At 49.6% G+C, this 25082-nt stretch carries 13 protein-coding genes; 8 read left to right on the plus strand and 5 right to left on the minus strand.

What is annotated here, in order from left to right; all coding sequences use genetic code 11:
- Positions 1 to 51: 51 nt before the first annotated feature.
- The 3 genes from CEQ48_RS10945 (at position 52) to nspC (ending at position 5468) form a co-directional block, all read left to right on the plus strand.
- Complete coding sequence (locus CEQ48_RS10945; RefSeq protein WP_033931039.1) at positions 52 to 2937, plus strand: pyridoxal phosphate-dependent class III aminotransferase; 2886 nt, start codon at positions 52 to 54, stop codon at positions 2935 to 2937.
- Between the two features lie 13 nt (positions 2938 to 2950).
- On the plus strand, positions 2951 to 4195 hold the full coding sequence (locus tag CEQ48_RS10950; protein ID WP_089071258.1) for a carboxynorspermidine synthase: 1245 nt from the start codon (positions 2951 to 2953) through the stop codon (positions 4193 to 4195).
- Positions 4196 to 4334: 139 nt separating this feature from the next.
- Positions 4335 to 5468: a carboxynorspermidine decarboxylase gene (gene nspC / locus CEQ48_RS10955; RefSeq protein WP_198301262.1), complete on the plus strand. Its 1134-nt coding sequence runs from the start codon at positions 4335 to 4337 to the stop codon at positions 5466 to 5468.
- 136 nt (positions 5469 to 5604) lie between these two features.
- On the opposite strand, the gene CEQ48_RS10960 is transcribed toward nspC, so the two are convergent.
- Positions 5605 to 6243: an OmpA family protein gene (locus CEQ48_RS10960; protein WP_089071260.1), complete on the minus strand. Its 639-nt coding sequence runs from the start codon at positions 6241 to 6243 to the stop codon at positions 5605 to 5607.
- Between the two features lies 1 nt (position 6244).
- Complete coding sequence (locus CEQ48_RS10965; protein ID WP_089071261.1) at positions 6245 to 7558, minus strand: TolC family outer membrane protein; 1314 nt, start codon at positions 7556 to 7558, stop codon at positions 6245 to 6247.
- Positions 7559 to 7979: 421 nt separating this feature from the next.
- Here CEQ48_RS10965 and CEQ48_RS20395 point away from each other — a divergent pair, with 421 nt between their 5' ends.
- Together CEQ48_RS20395 and CEQ48_RS20400 are read left to right on the plus strand one after the other, a co-directional pair.
- Positions 7980 to 18011: a Calx-beta domain-containing protein gene (locus CEQ48_RS20395; protein ID WP_232477910.1), complete on the plus strand. Its 10032-nt coding sequence runs from the start codon at positions 7980 to 7982 to the stop codon at positions 18009 to 18011.
- Positions 17932 to 20109, plus strand: a complete 2178-nt coding sequence (locus CEQ48_RS20400; protein WP_232477911.1) for a type I secretion C-terminal target domain-containing protein — start codon at positions 17932 to 17934, stop codon at positions 20107 to 20109. Before CEQ48_RS20395 ends, CEQ48_RS20400 begins: the two co-directional genes overlap by 80 nt.
- 108 nt (positions 20110 to 20217) lie before the next feature.
- Here the strand turns inward: CEQ48_RS20400 and CEQ48_RS10985 are convergent, their stop codons facing one another.
- Entirely contained in the window at positions 20218 to 20766 is a 549-nt protein-coding gene (locus CEQ48_RS10985) for a DUF1415 domain-containing protein (protein WP_089071262.1), read from the minus strand.
- Between the two features lie 56 nt (positions 20767 to 20822).
- Positions 20823 to 22040: an MFS transporter gene (locus tag CEQ48_RS10990; RefSeq protein WP_089071263.1), complete on the minus strand. Its 1218-nt coding sequence runs from the start codon at positions 22038 to 22040 to the stop codon at positions 20823 to 20825.
- A 105-nt stretch (positions 22041 to 22145) separates the two neighbouring features.
- Between CEQ48_RS10990 and CEQ48_RS10995 the strand changes: the two genes are divergently transcribed.
- Positions 22146 to 23015, plus strand: coding sequence for a LysR family transcriptional regulator (locus CEQ48_RS10995; RefSeq protein ID WP_198301293.1), 870 nt, complete (start codon positions 22146 to 22148; stop codon positions 23013 to 23015).
- Between the two features lie 46 nt (positions 23016 to 23061).
- Here CEQ48_RS10995 and CEQ48_RS11000 read toward each other — a convergent pair whose 3' ends face one another.
- Positions 23062 to 23295, minus strand: coding sequence for a glutaredoxin family protein (locus tag CEQ48_RS11000; RefSeq protein ID WP_000832721.1), 234 nt, complete (start codon positions 23293 to 23295; stop codon positions 23062 to 23064).
- Between the two features lie 171 nt (positions 23296 to 23466).
- On the opposite strand from CEQ48_RS11000, the gene CEQ48_RS11005 reads away from it, so the two are divergent.
- Together CEQ48_RS11005 and rlmF are read left to right on the plus strand one after the other, a co-directional pair.
- A complete protein-coding gene (locus CEQ48_RS11005) occupies positions 23467 to 23973 on the plus strand; it encodes a M48 metallopeptidase family protein (RefSeq protein ID WP_198301294.1) in 507 nt (168 codons plus the stop codon).
- On the plus strand, positions 23970 to 25058 hold the full coding sequence (rlmF, locus tag CEQ48_RS11010) for a 23S rRNA (adenine(1618)-N(6))-methyltransferase RlmF (protein WP_089071266.1): 1089 nt from the start codon (positions 23970 to 23972) through the stop codon (positions 25056 to 25058). The genes CEQ48_RS11005 and rlmF overlap by 4 nt, the downstream gene beginning before the upstream one ends.
- Positions 25059 to 25082: the final 24 nt, after the last annotated feature.

The raw sequence follows: 25082 nt of genomic DNA on the forward strand, positions 1-25082 counted from the left end.
CCATAATCTAAACCGGAAGGGCGGAAACGAATCATCTCAAGGGGAAAAAAGATGAGTACAGCCTTTGAAGTCGATAACCACATCGCAACTCTGTTTTCAACTCAAGTGCCGTTGCTAGACGGTCTTTACGATCTCACTCCAGACCAAGTGCTGCTTGATCAAGCTGCGCATGAATCTGAAGTGCGTTCTTATCCACGCCGTATTCCTATTGCCATTAAGCAAGCCTATGGCTGTTTGGTGGAAGATACGCGTGGGCAGATTTTCTTGGATTGCTTAGCTGGAGCAGGTACTTTGGTGCTCGGTTATAACCATCCAGAAATCAATCAAGCACTGAAAGCACAACTCGACTCTGGTTTGCCATACCAAACTCTGGATATCGCAACCGAAGCGAAAACCCATTTCATCAAGACAGTGAAAGGCTTTTTGCCTAAGGCCTTGGGTGAAGATTGTGTGATCCAGTTCTGTGGCCCATCGGGTGCCGATGCGGTTGAGGCTGCAATTAAGCTTGCCAAGCAAACCACGGGTCGTAACACCATGTTTGCCTTCCGTGGTGCCTACCACGGTATGACTAACGGCACGATGGGGATGATGGGTAACCTCAATACCAAAGCGCGCCGTACTGGCTTGATGTCTGATGTGCACTTTATGCCTTTCCCGTACAGCTTACGCTGTCCGTTTGGTTTAGGGGGTGATGAGGGTGCGAAAGCGAGCATCCGCTACATCGAACGTCTGCTGAATGATGATGAAGCGGGGATCATGAAACCTGCTGCGATCATCGTTGAACCAGTACAAGGTGAGGGTGGTGTTATCCCTGCGCCAGCATTCTGGTTGCGCGAACTGCGCCGTATTTGCGATGAGCACGGCATCCTGTTGATCTTTGACGAAATCCAATGTGGTGTAGGCAAAACAGGCCACAACTTCGCATTTGAAGAGTCTGGCATTATTCCTGACGTGCTTTGTTTATCAAAAGCTATCGGCGGCGGTTTACCAATGTCGATTCTGGTTATCAACAAAAAGCACGACACATGGCGTCCGGGCGAGCACACCGGAACCTTCCGTGGCAACCAGCTTGCAATGGTATCTGGCGCTAAAGCGCTTGAAATCATTCAGCGTGATAACCTCGTTGAGCACGCGCGTATTGCGGGTCAATACCTACGCGCTGGCCTAGAAAAAATCCAAAGCCGAGTCAACTGTGTTGCCGAAGTACGTGGTAAAGGCTTGATGCTCGGTCTTGAGATAAAAGATCCGAGTGGTGAACTGAACAAGTTTGGTGAGCCAAAATCAGCACCACAACTGACACTGGCGATTCAACGTGCGGCACTTGAGCGCGGCTTGATGGTAGAAAAGGGCGGCCGTGATGGCTCCGTGATTCGTTTCTTGCCACCAGTTATTATCTCGTTTGAACAGCTCGATTTCGCGTTACGTGTGCTTGAAGAGGCGATTCTTGCTGCAGGCGGCGGTAAAAAAGATCCTGAGCAAGTTAACCAAGAGTGGAAAAAACACTTTATTCATACTGGCCACATGGGCAGCCAAGAGTTCTCACAAGTGATGAACCATACGACCGCTGCGATGAAAGCCGTGTTTGAAGAGGTGAAAGCACCTTATTCAGGCCTTGATCCTAAAGTCCTAGAAGAAGCGATTTACGCGGTAGATCTGGATAACAAAAATGCGTCATTAAAAGAGGTTATCTCTGAAACAGCTGAGTTGATCGCGAAAAACTCGATCATGGTGCAGCACCCTGACTGTATCGCGCACCTGCACACGCCACCATTAATGCCTTCCGTTGTTGCTGAAGCCATTATTGCGTCATTGAACCAATCCATGGACTCATGGGATCAATCTTCTGCAGCAACCTTTGTTGAGCAGAAAGTGGTGGATTGGATGTGTGAAAAGTATGAACTGGGCGCACAAGCGGACGGTATTTTCACCAGCGGTGGCACGCAAAGCAACCAGATGGGCCTGATGCTGGCTCGTGACTGGATCGCCGATAAGCTCAGTGGTCATTCAATCCAGAAATTGGGTCTGCCTGAGTATGCGGACAAACTGCGTATTGTGTGCTCGAAGAAATCTCACTTCACGGTACAAAAATCGGCATCTTGGATGGGCCTCGGTGAGAAAGCGATTCTCGCTGTTGACGCACTACCTAATGGCACGATGGATGTGACTAAGCTTGAAGCTGTGGTTGAACAAGCCAAAGCTGAAGGGCTGATTCCCTTTGCCATTGTGGGTACCGCAGGCACTACCGACCATGGTGCGATTGATGATCTGGTGACGATCGCCGATGTGGCTGAGAAGCACGCACTGTGGATGCACGTGGACAGTGCTTATGGCGGCGCGCTGATCTTGAGCAGCCATAAAGATCGCCTCAATGGCATCGAGCGCGCTCAATCCATCAGTGTGGATTTCCATAAGCTCTTTTTCCAAACCATTAGCTGTGGTGCATTGCTGCTCAAAGACAAGCATAACTTTAAGTACCTGCTGCACCATGCGGACTATTTAAACCGTGAGCACGATACGTTGCCAAACTTAGTCGATAAATCGATTTCGACCACCAAACGTTTTGATGCCCTTAAAGTGTTTATGACCATGCAAAACGTGGGACCTAAACAACTGGGCGCCATGTACGATCACCTGCTCGCTCAAACATTGCAGGTGGCGGAACTGGTACGTCAGCATCAAAGCTTCGAGCTTTTAGCTGAACCATCTTTGTCTACCGTGTTATTCCGCGCGGTAAATGAACAAGCTGCTGATCTGGATGAATTGAACAAAGCCGTTCGTCTACAGGCGCTGGTACGTGGTGTCGCTGTGCTTGGCGAAACCATAGTGGATGGCAAAACGGCCTTAAAATTCACAATCTTGAACCCATGCTTGACGATGTCGGATTTCGACTCTCTACTGGCTAAAATTGAAGCTCTAGCTGCTGAGCTAGCGAACTAAAGGTAAAGGAACTATGTCTATTCTACAGATTGGTGCAGGCGGTGTTGGTTGGGTGGTGGCGCACAAAGCCGCACAAAACAACGATGTGCTGGGTGATATTACTATTGCGTCTCGCTCTATTGCGAAGTGTGAAAAAATCATTGAGTCGATTAAGGGTAAAAACAACCTTAAAGACTCTTCCAAGAAACTAGAAGCGCGTCAGGTTAACGCGGATGATATCGAATCACTGGTGAAACTGATTAATGAAGTAAAACCAGATTTAGTCATCAATGCTGGGCCACCATGGGTCAACGTTGCCATTATGGAAGCGTGTTACCAAGCGAAAGTTTCCTATTTGGACACCTCCGTTTCGGTCGATCTCTGTTCAAAAGGCCAGCAAGTACCTGAGGCGTATGACGCACAATGGGCGTTTAGCGACAAATTTAAGCAAGCTGGTATCACTGCGATTTTAAGTGCAGGTTTTGATCCGGGTGTAGTCAGCGTATTTGCGGCCTACGCAGCGAAATATCTGTTCGATGACATCGACACCATTGACGTTTTAGACATTAACGCTGGCGATCACGGCAAGAAGTTTGCGACTAACTTTGACCCTGAAACCAACCTATTGGAAATTCAGGGTGACTCCATCTATTGGGATGCAGGGGAGTGGAAACGCGTCCCTTGCCATACTCGGATGTTGGAGTTTGATTTCCCTAAATGTGGCAAATTCAAAGTGTACTCCATGTCGCATGATGAGCTGCGTTCGCTGAAAGAGTTCATTCCTGCCAAGCGCATTGAGTTCTGGATGGGTTTTGGTGATCGCTACTTGAATTATTTCAATGTGATGCGTGATATTGGCTTACTGAGCCCTGAGCCTCTGACTCTGCAAGATGGAACGGTTGTTAAGCCCCTGCAAGTATTGAAAGCGATGTTGCCTGATCCCACATCGCTTGCGCCGGGATACAAAGGTCTGACCTGCATTGGTACTTGGGTACAGGGCAAAAAAGACGGTAAAGCGCGTAGCGTTTTCATCTATAACCATGCTGATCATGAAGTGGCTTACCATGATGTTGAGCACCAAGCGATTGCCTATACAACGGGTGTGCCTGCGATTACCGCGGCATTGCAGTTTTTCCGTGGTGAATGGGCAGAGCCGGGGGTATTCAATATGGAGCAGCTTAATCCTGATCCTTTCCTAGAAACGATGCCATCGATCGGTCTAGGCTGGGATGTCATGGAACTGGAGCCCGGACAGCCAGATATTCAAGTGGTGAAATAATGCAAGCTGAGTGTGAAAACCTCAGTGATTAACTCTAAACAGCTATAACCGAAGGGTTATGGCTGTTTTTCCATTCTTGTTATCGAGATATTTGCCATCACAAGCATGAATGGAAACATTGCAGGATATAGGAATAAACATGCTAAAAGACGAATTGAAAACCCCATATTTCATGATTGATGAAGCAAAACTCATCGCTAACCTAGAAATTGCTAAGCACCTGAAGGAAATTTCGGGTGTGAAGATGGTGTTGGCACTGAAGTGTTTCTCAACTTGGGGTGTTTTTGACATCATCAAACCCTATCTGGATGGCACAACCAGCTCGGGTCCGTTTGAAGTGAAACTGGGCTATGAAACTTTCGGTGGTGAAACTCATGCTTACTCAGTAGGTTACAGTGAAGAGGATGTAAAAGAAGTCATTGATATTTGTGACAAAATGATCTTCAACTCACAATCGCAACTGGCCGCTTATCGCCATCTTGTGGAAGGCAAAGCATCGCTAGGTTTGCGTATCAACCCCGGCGTCAGCTATGCAGGTCAAGACCTTGCTAATCCCGCGCGTCAGTTTTCACGTTTAGGGGTACAGGCCGATCATATCGATGAAAGTGTCTTCGATTCGATTAATGGCGTGATGTTCCATATGAACTGTGAAAATAAAGACGTTGATGCCTTTATTGGCTTACTGGATGCCATTTCCGAACGTTTTGGTCGTTATCTCGATAAATTAGACTGGGTGAGTTTAGGTGGGGGCGTCTTCTTTACTTGGCCAGGTTACGATGTTGAGAAATTGGGCGCAGCACTGAAAGCGTTTGCTGAGCGTCACGCTGTTCAGCTCTATCTAGAACCGGGTGAGGCGATCATTACCAAAACCACGGATCTTGTGGTGACAGTGGTAGACATTGTGGAAAACGGGATGAAAACCGCGATTGTTGATTCCGCAACGGAAGCGCACCGCTTAGATACGCTGATCTATAAAGAGCCTGCATCGGTGTTGGAAGCCTGTGACAACGGACAGCACGAATATGTGATTGGCTCTTGTTCTTGCTTAGCGGGAGATCAGTTCTGTGTGGCTAAGTTTGATGAGCCGCTTCAGGTCGGGCAGAAACTGCATATCCTGGACAGCGCGGGTTATACCATGGTTAAACTCAATTGGTTCAATGGCCTGAAAATGCCGTCGGTTTATTGTGAGCGCAAAAATGGCCAAATCCAGAAGATCAACCAGTTTGGCTATGAGGATTTCAAACGCACCCTATCTTTATGGTCAATTGAATAGCGAGTACATATGTTTTTTGTACTCGAAGCGGTGAGGTCAAGCGATTAGGATTACTCACCCTTGATGACGATGGTCAATAAAAAGACCAACAAAAAAGCCGTGAGAAATCACGGCTTTTTATGTGTGAAGGTAGTGATTACATAGGAAGTGTCGTGAAAATTGTCCACTCTTTGACAACTTCACCTTTGTAGCCAACAACCGTTGCGGTAACGCGACGGTTACGAGCGTGACTCACATCATCGGTACCTTCTGCTTCCAGAACGCTATCACCATATCCGACAATGTTGACGCGATTTGACGCGACACCATAACGCAGTAATTGGTCACGAACCGCTTCTGAACGCTGCTTAGAGAGTGCTAGGTTATGTTCTGCGCTGCCTACTTTGCTCGCGTAGCCTTGTAACTCAATCGACGTTGAAGGATAGGTTTGCAAAAACTCAGCCATTTGACGGATTTGCGTTAAAAACGCAGGCTCAATCGAGTTCGAGTCATTGGCAAACAGAATATGTAATTGCTGCATCTGAGATGATTTGACAAAGGTGCCACAGCCATCATTATCGATTTCAGAGCCTTTGGGTGTATCAGGACAAAGATCGCGAGCATTGATAACACCGTCTCTATCATCATCTTGCAGATCCGCAATCTGATTCGCGAGTGGAGTAGCACGGTAGTCGTACTCATCACCTTCGTGTTTTGTGTACTCGCCTTGATCTGCCAATGCTGACGTGGTCACAGTGCAAAGAAATAGCGGCAGAGCCCATGATTTGACTGACATATTAGTACTCCACCTTAGCTGTCCATTCCTGCGGGATATCGACTCTTAAGGCATCCAACAAGTTGCCTGATGCATTCATCACACGATATTTGGCATATTGTTCAGCGTATCGGGCATCTAGGTAGTCCTTACGAGCCTCGAAAAGCTCATTCTCTGTGTTGAGGAGGTCGAGCAATGTACGTTGGCCAATTTGATACTGTTTACGATAAGCCACAACCGTTTTGGATGCTGAGTCAACGTGATCAGCCAAAAACTCCTTTTGTTGCAGAGTCAAATCCAATGCACTCCAAGATAAACGAAGCCCTTCCTCAACGGTACGGAAGGTTTTTTCACGTAGATCTTTGGAACGATTGAGCTGATAAGCCGCACTTTCTGTACGGTCACTATCACTGCCGCCATTGTAGAGGTTGTAACGCAAACGGAGCATCGCACTGAGCTCATCACTGCTGCCCTCAATACCGCCCGCATCATTACGCCAGCTTTGAGCCGCTTCGAAAGAAAGTGTGGGGTAATTTGGCGCCTTAGACTGCTTATACTGGAAGCGTGCTGCATCCACATCCGCTTGAGCAACCTTAATCACTGGATGATTTTCTTGCGCCATATTTAAAGCATTTTCTAATGTCGGCGGTATCGCATTTTGATCGGCACGAGGAAACTCTAAGCTTACTGGCTCTTGACCCACTAAGCGGCGAAACTGAGTGTAGATGTCAAAAAGATTGTTTTGTGCAGCCACCAAGTTGCTGTGCGCTTTTGCTAAACGAGCCTCAACTTGAGTCACATCGGCTGTAGAGCCAATCCCTGAGTCGGCGCGCTTTTTAATATCGCGGTAGATATCTTTATGAATAGCCAGATTATTTTCTGACAGCGTTAAAATCTCAGAAGCTTTGGTTGCGTCCAGATAAATCTTAGTGACATCTAAAGCCATGTTAGAAGCATCCGCTAATAACTGATAGCGATCTGCTTCGGCTTCAGCCGCCGTTCTATCCATATCATTTAGCGTTGCAGAACCATCCCAAATTAATTGGGTTAGGGTAAGCGTGGCATCTTTACGAGTTAAATCCGTGTCTCTATTGCCACTCGATTCCGCCGGATTAATTGCTTCATAACCGATACCAGCATCAAGATCGATTTTCGGTAAGTAAGCCCCTGACGATGCCTCGGCATCATATTCGCGACTTTTAAATTGGTTAAATGCGCTTTTTAATTCCGGATTGGATGCCAACGTGATCGATACAGCTTGCTCCAACGTTTGCGCAGAAACCGGATTGCTCAATGCGATAGCGAGCGCAATCGCCTTTAATGGTAATCCTTTCAAAAACGTGCTCCCCAGTTTGGGTCATTACTCAATGAATGACCTTAAGTCTAATCCAGATTCATTATCATTTATAAGACATATAGGACATTTGACGTCAACAATATGACGCACGCGAGAACCGTATCACATATTCGCGTAAATAAACCCCTGTGACATAGTCATAAGGATGTAAACTAAAAGTATTAAATAATTTCAGTTATGGATAGTTTTGGAATAAAGTTAACACTTCCAAAGTGCTGTGATGTGATTTTAGTTCAGAATTCATGTTGTTGCTAGATGAAATCGCAAAACTTACACGCTCTAGAAGTGAAAAATTAAACATTTCTTTAACTGGATTTAACATTTATCTAGGCTGATTTTGTGGCGAAGGAAGAGTGTCAATTGTCAAGACACTCAAAGGTATTAGGGTCAGAGGCTTTATATGGGAATTCATGCTTTGTTGTCTTTAGCAAATCTTGCAGCGAATCAGCTGCTCGTGATTGATAGAAATGGAAATATCGCGATCATCAACGCAGGAGAAACAGTTCCTGAAGGTGCGATTATCCTCGACCCGAATAGTAACACTTTGATGTCTGAGCAGGAGCCACTGCCTACGGCACAACTGGTGGACGCCGAGGGCAACGCCCAGCCAATCACAAACGATATAGAGCAGATCTTGGCCGCGTTAGAAGCAGGCGCAGACCCGACGGCACTTGATGAAGAACTCGCACCAGCCGCGGGTGGCCTTCAAGGTTCATCAATCACAGGTAGTGCCTCGATCGAGCGTGATGGTGCTGAAACACTTGCTTCAACTCAATTTGATACATCAGGTTTCGAAGCTCTTGGCTTATCAAGAACGCAAAGTCTGAGTTTGCTGAATTTACTTCAGGATCCTACTACTCCCATTACTCCTATTCCGCCTGTTGTCCCAGAAGAACCTAGCTCTCCAATTGTAATAAGCAGTATTACAGGCGATAACGCCGCCGAAGGTAGCAACAATACCTTCTCCGTGAGCCTATCCGGAACCACTACCTCTGAAACTACAATCGTGCTGACACTGGCTGGTGATACCGCTACCAAAGGTGTTGATTTCAATGGTACTTCAGTCGTTGTTGTTATTAATGGTGTGAGTCAGACAGTGCCAGTTAATGAATATGGTACATTCCAAGTGACAGTTCCGACAAATACAAACAGTTTTAGCGTTCAAGTCTCGACCACAGATGACAACATTTATGAAGGAGATGAAACCTTCAAGCTAAGTGGTACTGGCGCAAATGGCATAGTGACTGGCACGGCGACCATCAAAGACGACGGCAGCGTGACACCACCGGATCTACCGGCAGACGACGATCGCCCAGCGGTATCGGAGATCAGCAGCCCAACCGTGTCAGAAGGCGACAGCGCAACGTTTGACGTCAGCTTGAGCAACGCGAGCACGACAGCGACCAAGGTGACCTTGACGTTGGCGGGCGACAGCGCCACCAAAAACGTTGATTTCAATGGAACATCGGTGTCTGTCATCATCAATGGTGTGAGCAAGCCAGTTTCTGTAAACGACGACGGCACTTTCAGTGTGGATGTGCCAGCTAACACCACCACGTTCAGCGTGTCGGTAAAGACCACCGACGATAACGTATATGAAGGGAGCGAAAGCTTTACACTGAGCGGAAAGACCGCGACGCAAGAGACGGCGATTGTCGGTACCGCGACCATCAAAGATGGTGGTAATGGTACTGGCACCAATCCAGACGATGACCGTCCAAGCGTGAGCATCACCGAAGCGGTGAACGTGAACGAGGGCGATGTGGCAGAGTTCACCGTGAGCCTAAGTGCGGTGGCGGACACCGATGTGACCGTGAAACTGACTGCTTCAACGGATGGCACCAATACGGCGGAAGCGGCCGATATCGGAGCGATGACGGCGACTTACGTCGACAGTACTGGCGCAACGCAAACCTTAACCATCGACAGCGCTGGCAACATCACCATCCCCGCGGGCGTGAAAGACGTGACCGTGAGCGTGGCGACCAATCCAGACAACGTGTATGAAGGCGACGAGACGTTCAGCGTGAGCGTTGCGGGCGTGACCGGCGCGACAGGTACAGACACAGGCACAGCGACCATCAAAGATGGTGGTAATGGTACTGGCACCAATCCAGACGATGACCGTCCAAGCGTGAGCATCACCGAAGCGGTGAACGTGAACGAGGGCGATGTGGCAGAGTTCACCGTGAGCCTAAGTGCGGTGGCGGACACCGATGTGACCGTGAAACTGACTGCTTCAACGGATGGCACCAATACGGCGGAAGCGGCCGATATCGGAGCGATGACGGCGACTTACGTCGACAGTACTGGCGCAACGCAAACCTTAACCATCGACAGCGCTGGCAACATCACCATCCCCGCGGGCGTGAAAGACGTGACCGTGAGCGTGGCGACCAATCCAGACAACGTGTATGAAGGCGACGAGACGTTCAGCGTGAGCGTTGCGGGCGTGACCGGCGCGACAGGTACAGACACAGGCACAGCGACCATCAAAGATGGTGGTAATGGTACTGGCACCAATCCAGACGATGACCGTCCAAGCGTGAGCATCACCGAAGCGGTGAACGTGAACGAGGGCGATGTGGCAGAGTTCACCGTGAGCCTAAGTGCGGTGGCGGACACCGATGTGACCGTGAAACTGACTGCTTCAACGGATGGCACCAATACGGCGGAAGCGGCCGATATCGGAGCGATGACGGCGACTTACGTCGACAGTACTGGCGCAACGCAAACCTTAACCATCGACAGCGCTGGCAACATCACCATCCCCGCGGGCGTGAAAGACGTGACCGTGAGCGTGGCGACCAATCCAGACAACGTGTATGAAGGCGACGAGACGTTCAGCGTGAGCGTTGCGGGCGTGACCGGCGCGACAGGTACAGACACAGGCACAGCGACCATCAAAGATGGTGGTAATGGTACTGGCACCAATCCAGACGATGACCGTCCAAGCGTGAGCATCACCGAAGCGGTGAACGTGAACGAGGGCGATGTGGCAGAGTTCACCGTGAGCCTAAGTGCGGTGGCGGACACCGATGTGACCGTGAAACTGACTGCTTCAACGGATGGCACCAATACGGCGGAAGCGGCCGATATCGGAGCGATGACGGCGACTTACGTCGACAGTACTGGCGCAACGCAAACCTTAACCATCGACAGCGCTGGCAACATCACCATCCCCGCGGGCGTGAAAGACGTGACCGTGAGCGTGGCGACCAATCCAGACAACGTGTATGAAGGCGACGAGACGTTCAGCGTGAGCGTTGCGGGCGTGACCGGCGCGACAGGTACAGACACAGGCACAGCGACCATCAAAGATGGTGGTAATGGTACTGGCACCAATCCAGACGATGACCGTCCAAGCGTGAGCATCACCGAAGCGGTGAACGTGAACGAGGGCGATGTGGCAGAGTTCACCGTGAGCCTAAGTGCGGTGGCGGACACCGATGTGACCGTGAAACTGACTGCTTCAACGGATGGCACCAATACGGCGGAAGCGGCCGATATCGGAGCGATGACGGCGACTTACGTCGACAGTACTGGCGCAACGCAAACCTTAACCATCGACAGCGCTGGCAACATCACCATCCCCGCGGGCGTGAAAGACGTGACCGTGAGCGTGGCGACCAATCCAGACAACGTGTATGAAGGCGACGAGACGTTCAGCGTGAGCGTTGCGGGCGTGACCGGCGCGACAGGTACAGACACAGGCACAGCGACCATCAAAGATGGTGGTAATGGTACTGGCACCAATCCAGACGATGACCGTCCAAGCGTGAGCATCACCGAAGCGGTGAACGTGAACGAGGGCGATGTGGCAGAGTTCACCGTGAGCCTAAGTGCGGTGGCGGACACCGATGTGACCGTGAAACTGACTGCTTCAACGGATGGCACCAATACGGCGGAAGCGGCCGATATCGGAGCGATGACGGCGACTTACGTCGACAGTACTGGCGCAACGCAAACCTTAACCATCGACAGCGCTGGCAACATCACCATCCCCGCGGGCGTGAAAGACGTGACCGTGAGCGTGGCGACCAATCCAGACAACGTGTATGAAGGCGACGAGACGTTCAGCGTGAGCGTTGCGGGCGTGACCGGCGCGACAGGTACAGACACAGGCACAGCGACCATCAAAGATGGTGGTAATGGTACTGGCACCAATCCAGACGATGACCGTCCAAGCGTGAGCATCACCGAAGCGGTGAACGTGAACGAGGGCGATGTGGCAGAGTTCACCGTGAGCCTAAGTGCGGTGGCGGACACCGATGTGACCGTGAAACTGACTGCTTCAACGGATGGCACCAATACGGCGGAAGCGGCCGATATCGGAGCGATGACGGCGACTTACGTCGACAGTACTGGCGCAACGCAAACCTTAACCATCGACAGCGCTGGCAACATCACCATCCCCGCGGGCGTGAAAGACGTGACCGTGAGCGTGGCGACCAATCCAGACAACGTGTATGAAGGCGACGAGACGTTCAGCGTGAGCGTTGCGGGCGTGACCGGCGCGACAGGTACAGACACAGGCACAGCGACCATCAAAGATGGTGGTAATGGTACTGGCACCAATCCAGACGATGACCGTCCAAGCGTGAGCATCACCGAAGCGGTGAACGTGAACGAGGGCGATGTGGCAGAGTTCACCGTGAGCCTAAGTGCGGTGGCGGACACCGATGTGACCGTGAAACTGACTGCTTCAACGGATGGCACCAATACGGCGGAAGCGGCCGATATCGGAGCGATGACGGCGACTTACGTCGACAGTACTGGCGCAACGCAAACCTTAACCATCGACAGCGCTGGCAACATCACCATCCCCGCGGGCGTGAAAGACGTGACCGTGAGCGTGGCGACCAATCCAGACAACGTGTATGAAGGCGACGAGACGTTCAGCGTGAGCGTTGCGGGCGTGACCGGCGCGACAGGTACAGACACAGGCACAGCGACCATCAAAGATGGTGGTAATGGTACTGGCACCAATCCAGACGATGACCGTCCAAGCGTGAGCATCACCGAAGCGGTGAACGTGAACGAGGGCGATGTGGCAGAGTTCACCGTGAGCCTAAGTGCGGTGGCGGACACCGATGTGACCGTGAAACTGACTGCTTCAACGGATGGCACCAATACGGCGGAAGCGGCCGATATCGGAGCGATGACGGCGACTTACGTCGACAGTACTGGCGCAACGCAAACCTTAACCATCGACAGCGCTGGCAACATCACCATCCCCGCGGGCGTGAAAGACGTGACCGTGAGCGTGGCGACCAATCCAGACAACGTGTATGAAGGCGACGAGACGTTCAGCGTGAGCGTTGCGGGCGTGACCGGCGCGACAGGTACAGACACAGGCACAGCGACCATCAAAGATGGTGGTAATGGTACTGGCACCAATCCAGACGATGACCGTCCAAGCGTGAGCATCACCGAAGCGGTGAACGTGAACGAGGGCGATGTGGCAGAGTTCACCGTGAGCCTAAGTGCGGTGGCGGACACCGATGTGACCGTGAAACTGACTGCTTCAACGGATGGCACCAATACGGCGGAAGCGGCCGATATCGGAGCGATGACGGCGACTTACGTCGACAGTACTGGCGCAACGCAAACCTTAACCATCGACAGCGCTGGCAACATCACCATCCCCGCGGGCGTGAAAGACGTGACCGTGAGCGTGGCGACCAATCCAGACAACGTGTATGAAGGCGACGAGACGTTCAGCGTGAGCGTTGCGGGCGTGACCGGCGCGACAGGTACAGACACAGGCACAGCGACCATCAAAGATGGTGGTAATGGTACTGGCACCAATCCAGACGATGACCGTCCAAGCGTGAGCATCACCGAAGCGGTGAACGTGAACGAGGGCGATGTGGCAGAGTTCACCGTGAGCCTAAGTGCGGTGGCGGACACCGATGTGACCGTGAAACTGACTGCTTCAACGGATGGCACCAATACGGCGGAAGCGGCCGATATCGGAGCGATGACGGCGACTTACGTCGACAGTACTGGCGCAACGCAAACCTTAACCATCGACAGCGCTGGCAACATCACCATCCCCGCGGGCGTGAAAGACGTGACCGTGAGCGTGGCGACCAATCCAGACAACGTGTATGAAGGCGACGAGACGTTCAGCGTGAGCGTTGCGGGCGTGACCGGCGCGACAGGTACAGACACAGGCACAGCGACCATCAAAGATGGTGGTAATGGTACTGGCACCAATCCAGACGATGACCGTCCAAGCGTGAGCATCACCGAAGCGGTGAACGTGAACGAGGGCGATGTGGCAGAGTTCACCGTGAGCCTAAGTGCGGTGGCGGACACCGATGTGACCGTGAAACTGACTGCTTCAACGGATGGCACCAATACGGCGGAAGCGGCCGATATCGGAGCGATGACGGCGACTTACGTCGACAGTACTGGCGCAACGCAAACCTTAACCATCGACAGCGCTGGCAACATCACCATCCCCGCGGGCGTGAAAGACGTGACCGTGAGCGTGGCGACCAATCCAGACAACGTGTATGAAGGCGACGAGACGTTCAGCGTGAGCGTTGCGGGCGTGACCGGCGCGACAGGTACAGACACAGGCACAGCGACCATCAAAGATGGTGGTAATGGTACTGGCACCAATCCAGACGATGACCGTCCAAGCGTGAGCATCACCGAAGCGGTGAACGTGAACGAGGGCGATGTGGCAGAGTTCACCGTGAGCCTAAGTGCGGTGGCGGACACCGATGTGACCGTGAAACTGACTGCTTCAACGGATGGCACCAATACGGCGGAAGCGGCCGATATCGGAGCGATGACGGCGACTTACGTCGACAGTACTGGCGCAACGCAAACCTTAACCATCGACAGCGCTGGCAACATCACCATCCCCGCGGGCGTGAAAGACGTGACCGTGAGCGTGGCGACCAATCCAGACAACGTGTATGAAGGCGACGAGACGTTCAGCGTGAGCGTTGCGGGCGTGACCGGCGCGACAGGTACAGACACAGGCACAGCGACCATCCTGGACAACGACAACGCGCCAGTCATTCACGACGCGGTATTGTATGACGTTTCTGAGGTAATCCCTAACGGCACCGAAGTATACGACGTTCAGGAAGCGATCACCGGCAACGATACCGACCTAGATGGTGAAAAGCTGCAATACACCTTCGTGCACAGCAACAATACCCGTAGCACGACCAGTGAAGACGGCGCGTTCAGCATTGATCCTGCCACCGGTAAGATCACCGTGCTCGATACCACCAAGGTGGATTACGAGAGTGCAGTGTCAATCGTACTGAAAGTCGAAACGACCGACGGCGTGAACACCGATACGGCAGACATCACGCTCAACCTGACCAACGTCAACGACAACGACACGGTGTTCACCAAAGAGAGTGAGACGTTCAACTATGCGGAAGGTACCGAGGCGGGCGTAACGCTGGGTACGGTCACGGCGACCGACGCTGATGGCGCCAACATCGAGTACAGCATCGCGCAAGAGCACAACGTGTACGCGGCGGATGATGTGAATAAAGAGCATCCGTTCTACCAGGTGGATGCGAACGGTAACGTGAGTCTGACCGAGGCGGGTGCGAAAGCGTTCACCAACGACTACGAGACGGTGGCCAACCAGCACACCATCACGGTGACCGCGACGGGCACGGATGGCACGACGGGCTTGGGCAAGGCAGAGACCATCGTGGTGACGCTGAACGAAGCCAACCTCGATGACAACGCGCCGGTATTTGAAGGCACCAACAAAGAGGGTCAGTACAGCTTCAGCTACGACGAAAACAGCGCGGCGGACACCGTACTGGGCACGGTCAAGGCCACCGATGCGGATAAAGAGACGGTGACCTACAGCATCAAGTCAGGCAACGACAACGGCTGGTTTGCGATTAATGCGACCACGGGCGTGATCACCTTAACTGCTGAAGGTGCCAAAGCGTTGACTAATGATTTTGAAACGCTGGCCAACGTGCACAGCTTGGTGGTAACTGCGACCGAAGACGCGGGGCTGGGCGAGGTGAAACATACCGACATCACAGTCAAGCTCAACGAGCAGAACATCGATGACAACGCACCTGAGTTTAAAAATACCAACCCACAAGGCGAGTACAGTTTCAGCTATGATGAAGGGCGCTTGGCGGGTACCACTTTAGGTACTGTCACGGCGGTTGATGCTGACAACGAGAAGGTTACCTACAGCATCACTTCTGGCAATGCCGAGGGCTGGTTTGCGATTAATCCGGACACTGGTGCGATTACGTTGACCCAAAAAGGTCAGGATGCCGAAGCCAATGATTTTGAGCGGTTGATCAATGAACACCGCTTGCAGGTCACTGCGACGGAAGTGATTGGCTTAGGTGAAGTTAAAAAGACCATAGTCAATGTGACCTTGACGGAGTTGAACATTGATGACAACGCGCCGAGGTTTGAAAACACCACTAACGGTCAGTACAGCTTCAGCTACGACGAAAACAGCGCGGCGGACACCGTACTGGGCACGGTCAAGGCCACCGATGCGGATAAAGAGACGGTGACCTACAGCATCAAGTCAGGCAACGACAACGGCTGGTTTGCGATTAATGCGACCACGGGCGTGATCACCCTGACTGCGAAAGGTGCAGAGGCGGCGGCGAACGACTTTGAGGCGCTGGCCAACGTGCACAGCTTGGTGGTGACTGCGACCGAAGACGCAGGTCTGGGTGGTGTGAAGACCACCGACATCACGGTCAAGCTCAACGAGCAGAACATTGATGAAGAGCTTAGTATTTCGGGGTTGAATGGGGCTAATGCTGAGTTAACTGTCCATGAAGCTAATCTTGCGGACGGTTCGTCACCAGATAACTCTGCTCTTAGTAAAGTAGGGAGTTTTAACTTTACTTCTATTGACGGATTAGCGTCTTTAGTAATCGCGGGTCATAGTTTTAATGTGGCAGAACTTCTTGCGTTGAATTCATCTGAAACAACAATTTCAACGCCTTATGGTGAACTCACCTTGACGGGTTTCAGTGGTGATCTCACTGGTGGAACAGTTCAATACGAATATACGTTGAACGAAAATGTGGATAACGATTCAGCCACCAATGCAAATGACACGGACTATACCGATCATATCTCTGTGACTGTGATTGATGTGGATGGAAGCCAGATCACAGATAGCTTAGACGTTAAAATTGTTGATGATGTTTCTACGGCTCTTGATGACCGTGGTGAAGTGGACATTGTTGTTGACAGTTTCACGGTCTCTGGTGTGGTTGCTAACTGGACATCATGGAGTAATGGTACCAACGTAACCACGTTTGATGGCACTACTGCACCAAATGGTGGTGGCTTAGATAATGACAGTGGCAAAGACCAAATCCGTTGGGGTCAACCCGCCAGCTCATACAGCTCTGGCTACGGATTTATCGATAATGATAGTGCGCTAAACGGTGAGTTTGCCTTAAACCAAGATATTATTTTGGGTACTTTTACTCATTACAATTATCCCGTTTATTCAGGTGGTGCGATCACCAGTGCCAGTATGGATGTTGAGTTCTCAGTGACAGATGCACAAGGCGTACTTACACCTGTAACGTTGAAACTGAATTTTGATCACAATGAAACACTAAATACCGACAATCAGGAAGCCTCAAAAGACATCATCAAAGTTGGTAATACCAATGTAACTTTTGAGAATGCGGGGGCTCTTTATACCTTGCAAGTGATTGGCTTTAGGATCCCTGGTACCAATCAAATCGTGACGGAAATTAAAACGGATGAAAACGACATGAACAGCTATGAATTAGTCGTACGTGTTGTCCCTGGTGAGGGGTATGAGTTGCCATCTACATCAGGGGACGTATTCGAAAATGATGTTTCTGGTGCGGATGTGGATATGACGGTTGTCGGAGCTTCCTCTGGTGATCACGTGAGCACCGGTGTCTCAGGCAACGTTGGCTCTATGATTGCGGGCCTGTATGGCAATTTGATCCTGCGTGCCGATGGTAGCTACACTTACCAAGTGACAGCGAATGCATCTTCGATTCCTAATGATGCAATCGAAACTTTCACTTACACCATGAAAGATGGCGATGGTGATACTTCAACTGCGCTACTTTCTATCAATGTGAACCGAGTTACGATGGCGGATTTCAATGCTAACCAAGATCAAAATGTTGGTTTGGAAGACACCGTTGTTACTGGTAATGTGTTGGACAATGATGGAAGCCAGAATACTTCGGTGGATCATTTCACGGTAGGTAATGATGCCACTTCTCACGCAGTGGGCAATCCTGTTCGCTTAGAGCAAGGTGAGTTTACGCTTAATTCGGATGGCAGTTACACATTTAAGCCAGCAGATAACTGGAATGGTGAAGTTCCAGTTATTTACCTACACAACCAACACTGGAAAAACGAGCACACTCGCTATCACCATCACCCCTGTTGATGATGCGACGGTTACTAAACCTGATCATAAGTTGATTGCTGAAGATACTATTGCGACGGGTAATGTGCTGGCGAACGATGTTGATATAGACAGCATTCTCAAGGTCACCAACTTCCAAGTTGATGGAGTCAATGACGTTTATACTGCGGGCAATACGACGTATCAGCTAGCTGAAGGTACTCTAGTGCTTAAGGCAAATGGTGATTATACCTTTGATCCGAAAGATAACTGGAGTGGCTCACTGCCAAAAATTACCTATACCACGAATACCGGAGCGACCGGAACTTTAAACATCCATGTTGAGGCGGTGGCTGATGCACCGAACCTTACTATCAACGGCTATACCTCTGTTGCTGCAATCAATTTCGAGGATGCGAGAGTTAATGGCAGTTGGGATGGCGTGGTTGCTAATCAGATTCACGGTTTGAACACGATTGGAACATGGTATACCAGCAACAATAGCGGGAAAGTTGAAATCGGTTACGAAGATATCTACGTATCGGGAGGTTCTTCAACAAATAAAGTCATGGAGATTGAGTTCAATCAAGGTGATAACACGCTGTATACCAATATTCACGCTCAAGCGGGCCGTTTCTATGAGCTAGGGTTTGATGTTGCAGCTCGTTCCGGTTGGGTGTGGAGTTCAGGCTTAACCATTAAGCTTGTTCCTCTGAACGCTGACGGCGTTCCTATCATGGCAGAAGCAATCACGCTTTATGATTTCAAACCAACTAATGCAAACTGGTTGAGAGATCAAAAAGTCACGCTTCCTATAGGTCAAACAGGGGAGTATCGTCTGTTGTTTGAAGGAGATAATGCTGATAGCTTTGGTGCACTTTTAGATAACTTATCATTTAAAGTTGTTGATAATATGGGCTACCGCGGAGATTTCATTAAACTGAGTGAAATTTCTACTTCGCTGAATGATACCGATACCTCTGAAACCTTGAGTCTTAAATTAAAAGGGATGCCAGAAAGTTCGATATTGAAAGACGATAAAGGTAATGAAGTCATAGTGGGTTCAAACGGTGAGGTAGATATTACAGGATGGGATTACAGCAGCTTACAAATTAAGACGCCGAACCATGGTAATTTCAATATTACCGTTGAAGCTACAGCAACTGAAAGCAGTAACCAAGATAGTGCAACGACGAGTGCGACAATTCCGGTCACGGTATTACATCCTAATGAGTATTTGGGACGTGGCGGTGTTGACTCTTTCTTGTTGACCAAAACCCATGGTGATAACGCTAACTTGAATATCGACCTCAATGCTTATTTTGAAGGTACCACAGCGATCGCACCTGTGACGCAACAAGTAGCAGTAACGATTGATACGGACTTGGTGATCCATTCCGGAGATAGTAACGATTACATTGAGTTAGGTATTAGTCGCGCGGATAATACGGTTTATACCGGTAGTTCAATTCCTAACTCTAATAATCCCATGCCGTCACAATCCACACTAGCGGATAGCGCGTTTATGAAAAATGACGTGATTACTGATCAGGATGGTAAATTACTAGATAGTGTATTGAACGATTCGAAGCTTCAACCAACTACTGATACGGTGAATTTAGGTAGTGGTAACGATACTGTTTATGGCGGAGGTGGAAACCTTGCCGCTTATGGCGGAGCAGGTAATGACATTCTGGTTGGCGGTGATGGCAACGATGCACTCAGAGGTGGTGCGGATAATGACTATCTTTCAGGAGGTCGTGGTAATGACGTTCTACGTGGTGATTCAGGTAACGACGTTCTGAACGGCGGTCTTGGCAATGACATCCTAACTGGTGGCTCAGGTGAAGATCTCTTCAAATGGGTTGACGGAGATTTGGATGGTGGTAGAGATCGAATTACCGACTTTACTATTCATCAAGACAAGATTGATTTAAGTGATTTATTCCATAATCCATCGGATCAAGATGTGACGGCACTATTGGCTAACATTAGATCTACGGTGACAGGTGATGATCATTCATCGTCATTCAAAGTAGAGAAAAATGATGGTTCCTTCGTGACCATTCAACTAGATGGTGTTTCTTCTAGTGAATTAACGAACCAATTGGCTTCGATAATCCAGATTAAAGAAGACTAGCACTTACCTCTAATAAAAATCCCGCCAACTGGCGGGATTTTTGTCTCTGGAGAACCATGTTTTTGCTGGTATCAGCGCGCAGAATGAGTGACGAACTCCGTCATCGATTTAGCGAAACAGATAAGGGAAAAGCTGTTTTCTTTCTTGTGCCGAAAGGTTGCTGACTCTTGCGATGTTGGTCTCTGGGATGGCTTCTGGATTTGGGTAGTGTTTCAGCACTTTTTCCATGCTCTCTTCGCGGATCAGGTGAAAGATCGGGTAGGGTGAGCGGTTGGTGAGGTTCTCATCATCCTCTGGATCTGTGCCTGCAAAGCAGTAATCAGGATGGAACGTCGCGACTTGAAACACACCTTCCCAGTCTTGCTGGCGAATTAACGCTTCCACCCAGTCGATGTAAAAATTGTAATCAACAAAATCGTGCAGCAGGTTTGGTACAACAACGAGAGTGGTTTCAAGCTCTTGCGGCTCTTTCGTATCAAGTTCAAGCAACTGATCGTAAATATCTTGCAGCAGCGCTTCTTCATCACGGGCTTCACTGACATAGATTTTAATTTGCTGATTACGCTGCGGTTTTGCGGCAAATGGGCATAAGTTTAAGCCGATCACGACCTGATTAAGCCAGTGATCGACTTCTTGAATAATGGTTTCCGTTGACATGTTGAGCTCAGATTCTTCGTTTTACTTGTATCATGTGGCGCTGAGCATAGCACAACTTAGGCCGAAGGGCTGGCCAAAGCCTGACTGCCCTGTGGCGTTTGTTTATTTTGTCGGCTTAAGCGCCAACCAAGGATAAACAAGATGAAGTAAAGCCCCAACCCGCCGAGTGTGACCATTTCCCAACCACCGTGTTGCCAACAGTACAGCAGGTAAAAACCACCTAAACTACCGCCGATGTAGTAGTGAACCAAGTAAAGTGCAGTCGCGGTGGCTTTGGCTTGCGTGGCTTTTTGACTAACCCAAGCGTAAGCCAAAGTGTGGGTGAAAAAGGCGCCAAAGCTAATCAAAATCAAACCGACCAGCATGGCGGGTATCGCTTCAATCAACGCAATCAACATGCCCGCCATACTGATGAGTGCACCAAGCATCATGCCGGGAATCGCGGAGAAACGCCGGTTCCAGTTGGCGGTGAGCTTTGAGCTCAGTGTTCCAGCCAAATAACAGACGAAAATCAGTGAAGCGATGCCAATGGGTAGTGAGTAGGGTTCGGCGACTAAACGAAATCCCATGACGGAATAGAGGTTAACAAACAGTGCGAAGTTAACCCCGCCAATCAACATAGCTAGCCAGAGTGTACGGTTTTGCAGATGTTTAACCAACGCGCGATTGTGATGGAAAAACAGCCCACGCTGCGGTTTGAAATGCTGTTGAACGGGCAGCAAATACGCGACCAAAAGTGCGCCGAGCAGAGTAAAAATGGCCATTGCAACGACTGCATGTTGCCAACCAAGGGCATCGGTGAGTAACCCTCCAGCAATGCGGCCGGTAATACCTCCCAGTGAGTTTGTCGCAATATAGCCACCAATCGCCTTACCAAACGCTTGCGGAGAAAGCTCTTCCACCATGTACGCCACCGCAACCGAAGCAAAAGCCGCTAAAGCCACGCCCATTAAAGCTCGGGTGAGTACCAAAAACCAAAATTGCTCAGCATAAAGCATGGCTAAGCCAATCACAGGCATAGCAAATAAGCCGGTCAGCATCACTAAGCGTCGCCCAACGGCTTCCGAAGTGACCGCCCAAGGCACGAGGCAAAGTGATAAGGCTAAAGTTGACGCTGCAAACAACCAGTTAATTTGGGTTTCCGAAACCGCAAAGTGATTCGCCAAATAAGGCAGCATAGGTTGGAAAAGATAAAGGTTACAGAAGACTAAAAATGAACCAAAAGCGAGGGCAAAGGTCACTTTTAAATATTGAGGAGAATGCAGTTCAATCATACAGCGGATCCAAGGTGCGAAAAGGCGGCGATGTGATCACGATAGCAGTGGCATCTCGATTAATAAAATATATTAAAGTTATGGTTGCGATATACAGGATATATGATGGAAGTTCGACAACTGCGTCACTTTGTGACCGTGGCAGAATGGGAAAGTTTTACCTTAGCCGCGCAGCAACTGCATATTGCGCAGCCTGCACTGAGTATTTCGATTAAGAAATTTGAGCAGCAGCTTGGTGTTACCTTATTCAAAAGAGATGAAAGAAAAGTCGCGTTGACCCATGAAGGTGAAGTGTTGCTTGAGCATGCCAAGCGCATTTTGCAACAAGTCAGTGACGCGCAATTAGCGGTTTATGAGCTCAACGGCGTCGTGAAAGGTGAAGTGCGCCTTGGCACGCCAAGTATGATGGGCTCTTACTTCTTCCCGCAAATCATCATGGCGTTTAAAAGCCACTTTCCGAATCTGAAAATGACGGTGATTGAAGCGGGTACTCAATCGATCCGCAAAATGCTGCTCTCAGGTGAGTTGGATATTGGGGTGATTTTGAATCACGATCTGCCGGACGATTTGGCAGCGGATCCGCTGCTCTCTTCGCAAATGGTTGCTGTGGTTGGCAAAAATCATGAGTTAGCTGAACGTCGGCATCTGACTTTTGCCGAGTTTTTTGAGCATGAACTGGTGATGTTTAAACCCGGCTATTTTCACCGAGACTTTATCGATAAAGTGTGCCGAGAACATAAATTTACCGCGGATTTTTCTTTTGAAACCAATTTGTTACCTATGATTTTAAGCATAGTGAAACATGAATATGCGATTACCGCGCTGTTGGAGTTGGTGACCAGCAATGAACCGGAAGTGACGGCGATTCCGTTTGAACCGCCGGTGTGGCTTGATCTTGCATTGGCTTGGCGTAAAGAAGGTTATCTGTCCAATGCCGATCGTACTTTCATCGAGTTTGTGAAAAAGTACGTTTAGCGCCAAGAAGAGCATTCATCTTTGCTGCTAATAATCTCTAGCGCTATTAATCTTTACTGCTGTAAATACGTTCAAAATTGGTGTGGTTCCAGCCGATCATCAAACGATCACCAATTTTTAGTACAGGTACACTGCGAGCGCCGAGAGCATCAAGCTCTTTGCGTCCGCGTTCCATTTTCGCATTACATAAGCGGTACTTAATGCCTTTTGAGTCCAGATAACGCTGGGCGTCTTTGCAGTGTGGGCATTTATCTTTTATGTACAAAACCACGCGTTTCATTGGAATCTCTCATGAATCAAAAGGGCGCAAAGTGTATCGAGAGTCGGCTGGAGATGCAAATCCCCTTCCTGCTTGAAGCGCTCATACTTATTGGTGTAGGTGATTCTTGAGTGGAAATTGAGTAAACTTGCCGACCTTTTTTGTCACCCGAACTGAGCACGTGAAATGAGTATGCACCCTGCACTGAAGTACATTCAGGGATATCCCCAACACATTGTTGAACAAGTTGCTCAACTGATCGCAAACGACAAGCTGATAGCTTGGTTTGAGCAGCGTTATCCTGAGCGGCACGATATCCAGAGTGAAAAAGCGCTGTTTGATTTCACCATGGCTTTAAAAAACCAATATATGAAGAAAACGGCTCCGCTCAGTAAAGTGGTGTATGACGGAAAAATTCATCTCATTAATAATGCGCTGGGGTTACACAGCTACGTTTCTCGGGTGCATGGCAATAAACTGAAAGCAAAAAATGAAATCCGAATTGCCAATGTGTTTAAACAAGCACCTGAACCGTTACTGCGCATGTTAGTAGTGCATGAACTGGCGCATTTAAAAGAGAAAGAACACAACAAAGCGTTTTATCAGCTCTGTTGCCATATGGAACCGAATTATCACCAGTTAGAGCTGGATGCACGGCTATACATGATGGTGCTAGAGCTCAAGGCAGGCAAAGCATGAACACTCCACTTAAGCCAAAACATGAGCAAAAAACAAATCGAAAACCGAAAGCCAATAAGCCAGTTGTGAAAAAGCAGCAAAATAAGCAGCCGTCAACCCACAAAGTACAAGGTGAGGAAGTCGCTGCCGTTAAATCTGGGTTACATCCACGCAATCGTCATCGCGGGCAGTATGATTTTCCGGCACTGATTAAGGCCGTGCCAGAGTTGCAAGCCCATGTGATGAAAAAACCTAAAGGGCAATGGACGATTAATTTTGCCGATCCGATCGCGGTCAAGTTACTCAATAAAGCGCTTTTGGCTCTGCATTACGGTGTCACCTATTGGGATATCCCAGAGGGCTTTTTATGCCCGCCCATTCCGGGTCGTGCGGATTACATTCATCGCGTCGCCGATCTGCTGCTTAAAGACAATCCCAAGTTAAACCCTTCTCAAGTTACAGCACTGGATATTGGCGTGGGCGCAAATTGTATCTATCCGATTGTTGGAGTGACGGAATATGGCTGGTCATGGGTTGGCAGTGATGTCGATCCTGTCTCAATACAACAAGCGAGTTTGATTGTTCAAAGCAACTCGAAGCTGCAAGGCCATATCGAATGCCGCCTACAAAAGAACAGCCAACATATTTTTAACGGCATTATTGGGGGTGATGAGCGTTATACGGTGACGACTTGCAATCCTCCTTTTCATGCATCCTTAGCTGACGCTCAACAAGGAACCCAGCGAAAGTTGACCAACTTACAGGCAAATCAACGCAAGAAAGGCCGCTTAGCAACGCCAGCGTTAAGCCACTCAAGGTTAAATTTTGGTGGTCAGAAAGCTGAGTTATGGTGTCCAGGCGGAGAGGCGGCCTTTATCGGTAAAATGGCCATAGAAAGTCAGCGGTTTGCGCAGCAAGTACTCTGGTTTACCACGCTGATTTCTAAAGGTGATAACGTTCGTGGCATGAAAAAACAGCTGGAAAAACTCGGGGCTCAGTCGATACAAGTTGTAGAGATGGCACAAGGGCAAAAGATAAGTCGCTTTGTCGCTTGGAGTTTTCAAAATGCTGAGCAGCGCAAGCTGTGGTGGCAGACAAAATGTTAAGCTTTAAACAAGTTATATCCTTCC

This window comes from Vibrio tarriae, assembly GCF_002216685.1.
In the GTDB taxonomy this organism is placed as follows: Bacteria; Pseudomonadota; Gammaproteobacteria; order Enterobacterales; family Vibrionaceae; genus Vibrio; species Vibrio tarriae.

Bases quoted from the DNA above. Each gene is read 5' to 3' on its own strand.
- CEQ48_RS10945 (WP_033931039.1), top strand. From the start codon at position 52: ATGAGTACAGCCTTTGAAGTCGATAACCACATCGCAACTCTGTTTTCA.
- CEQ48_RS10950 (WP_089071258.1), top strand. From the start codon at position 2,951: ATGTCTATTCTACAGATTGGTGCAGGCGGTGTTGGTTGGGTGGTGGCG.
- nspC (WP_198301262.1), top strand. From the start codon at position 4,335: ATGCTAAAAGACGAATTGAAAACCCCATATTTCATGATTGATGAAGCA.
- CEQ48_RS10960 (WP_089071260.1), bottom strand. From the start codon at position 6,243: ATGTCAGTCAAATCATGGGCTCTGCCGCTATTTCTTTGCACTGTGACC.
- CEQ48_RS20395 (WP_232477910.1), top strand. From the start codon at position 7,980: ATGGGAATTCATGCTTTGTTGTCTTTAGCAAATCTTGCAGCGAATCAG.
- CEQ48_RS20400 (WP_232477911.1), top strand. From the start codon at position 17,932: ATGGTGAAGTTCCAGTTATTTACCTACACAACCAACACTGGAAAAACG.
- CEQ48_RS10985 (WP_089071262.1), bottom strand. From the start codon at position 20,766: ATGTCAACGGAAACCATTATTCAAGAAGTCGATCACTGGCTTAATCAG.
- CEQ48_RS10990 (WP_089071263.1), bottom strand. From the start codon at position 22,040: ATGATTGAACTGCATTCTCCTCAATATTTAAAAGTGACCTTTGCCCTC.
- CEQ48_RS10995 (WP_198301293.1), top strand. From the start codon at position 22,146: ATGGAAGTTCGACAACTGCGTCACTTTGTGACCGTGGCAGAATGGGAA.
- CEQ48_RS11000 (WP_000832721.1), bottom strand. From the start codon at position 23,295: ATGAAACGCGTGGTTTTGTACATAAAAGATAAATGCCCACACTGCAAA.
- CEQ48_RS11005 (WP_198301294.1), top strand. From the start codon at position 23,467: ATGCACCCTGCACTGAAGTACATTCAGGGATATCCCCAACACATTGTT.
- rlmF (WP_089071266.1), top strand. From the start codon at position 23,970: ATGAACACTCCACTTAAGCCAAAACATGAGCAAAAAACAAATCGAAAA.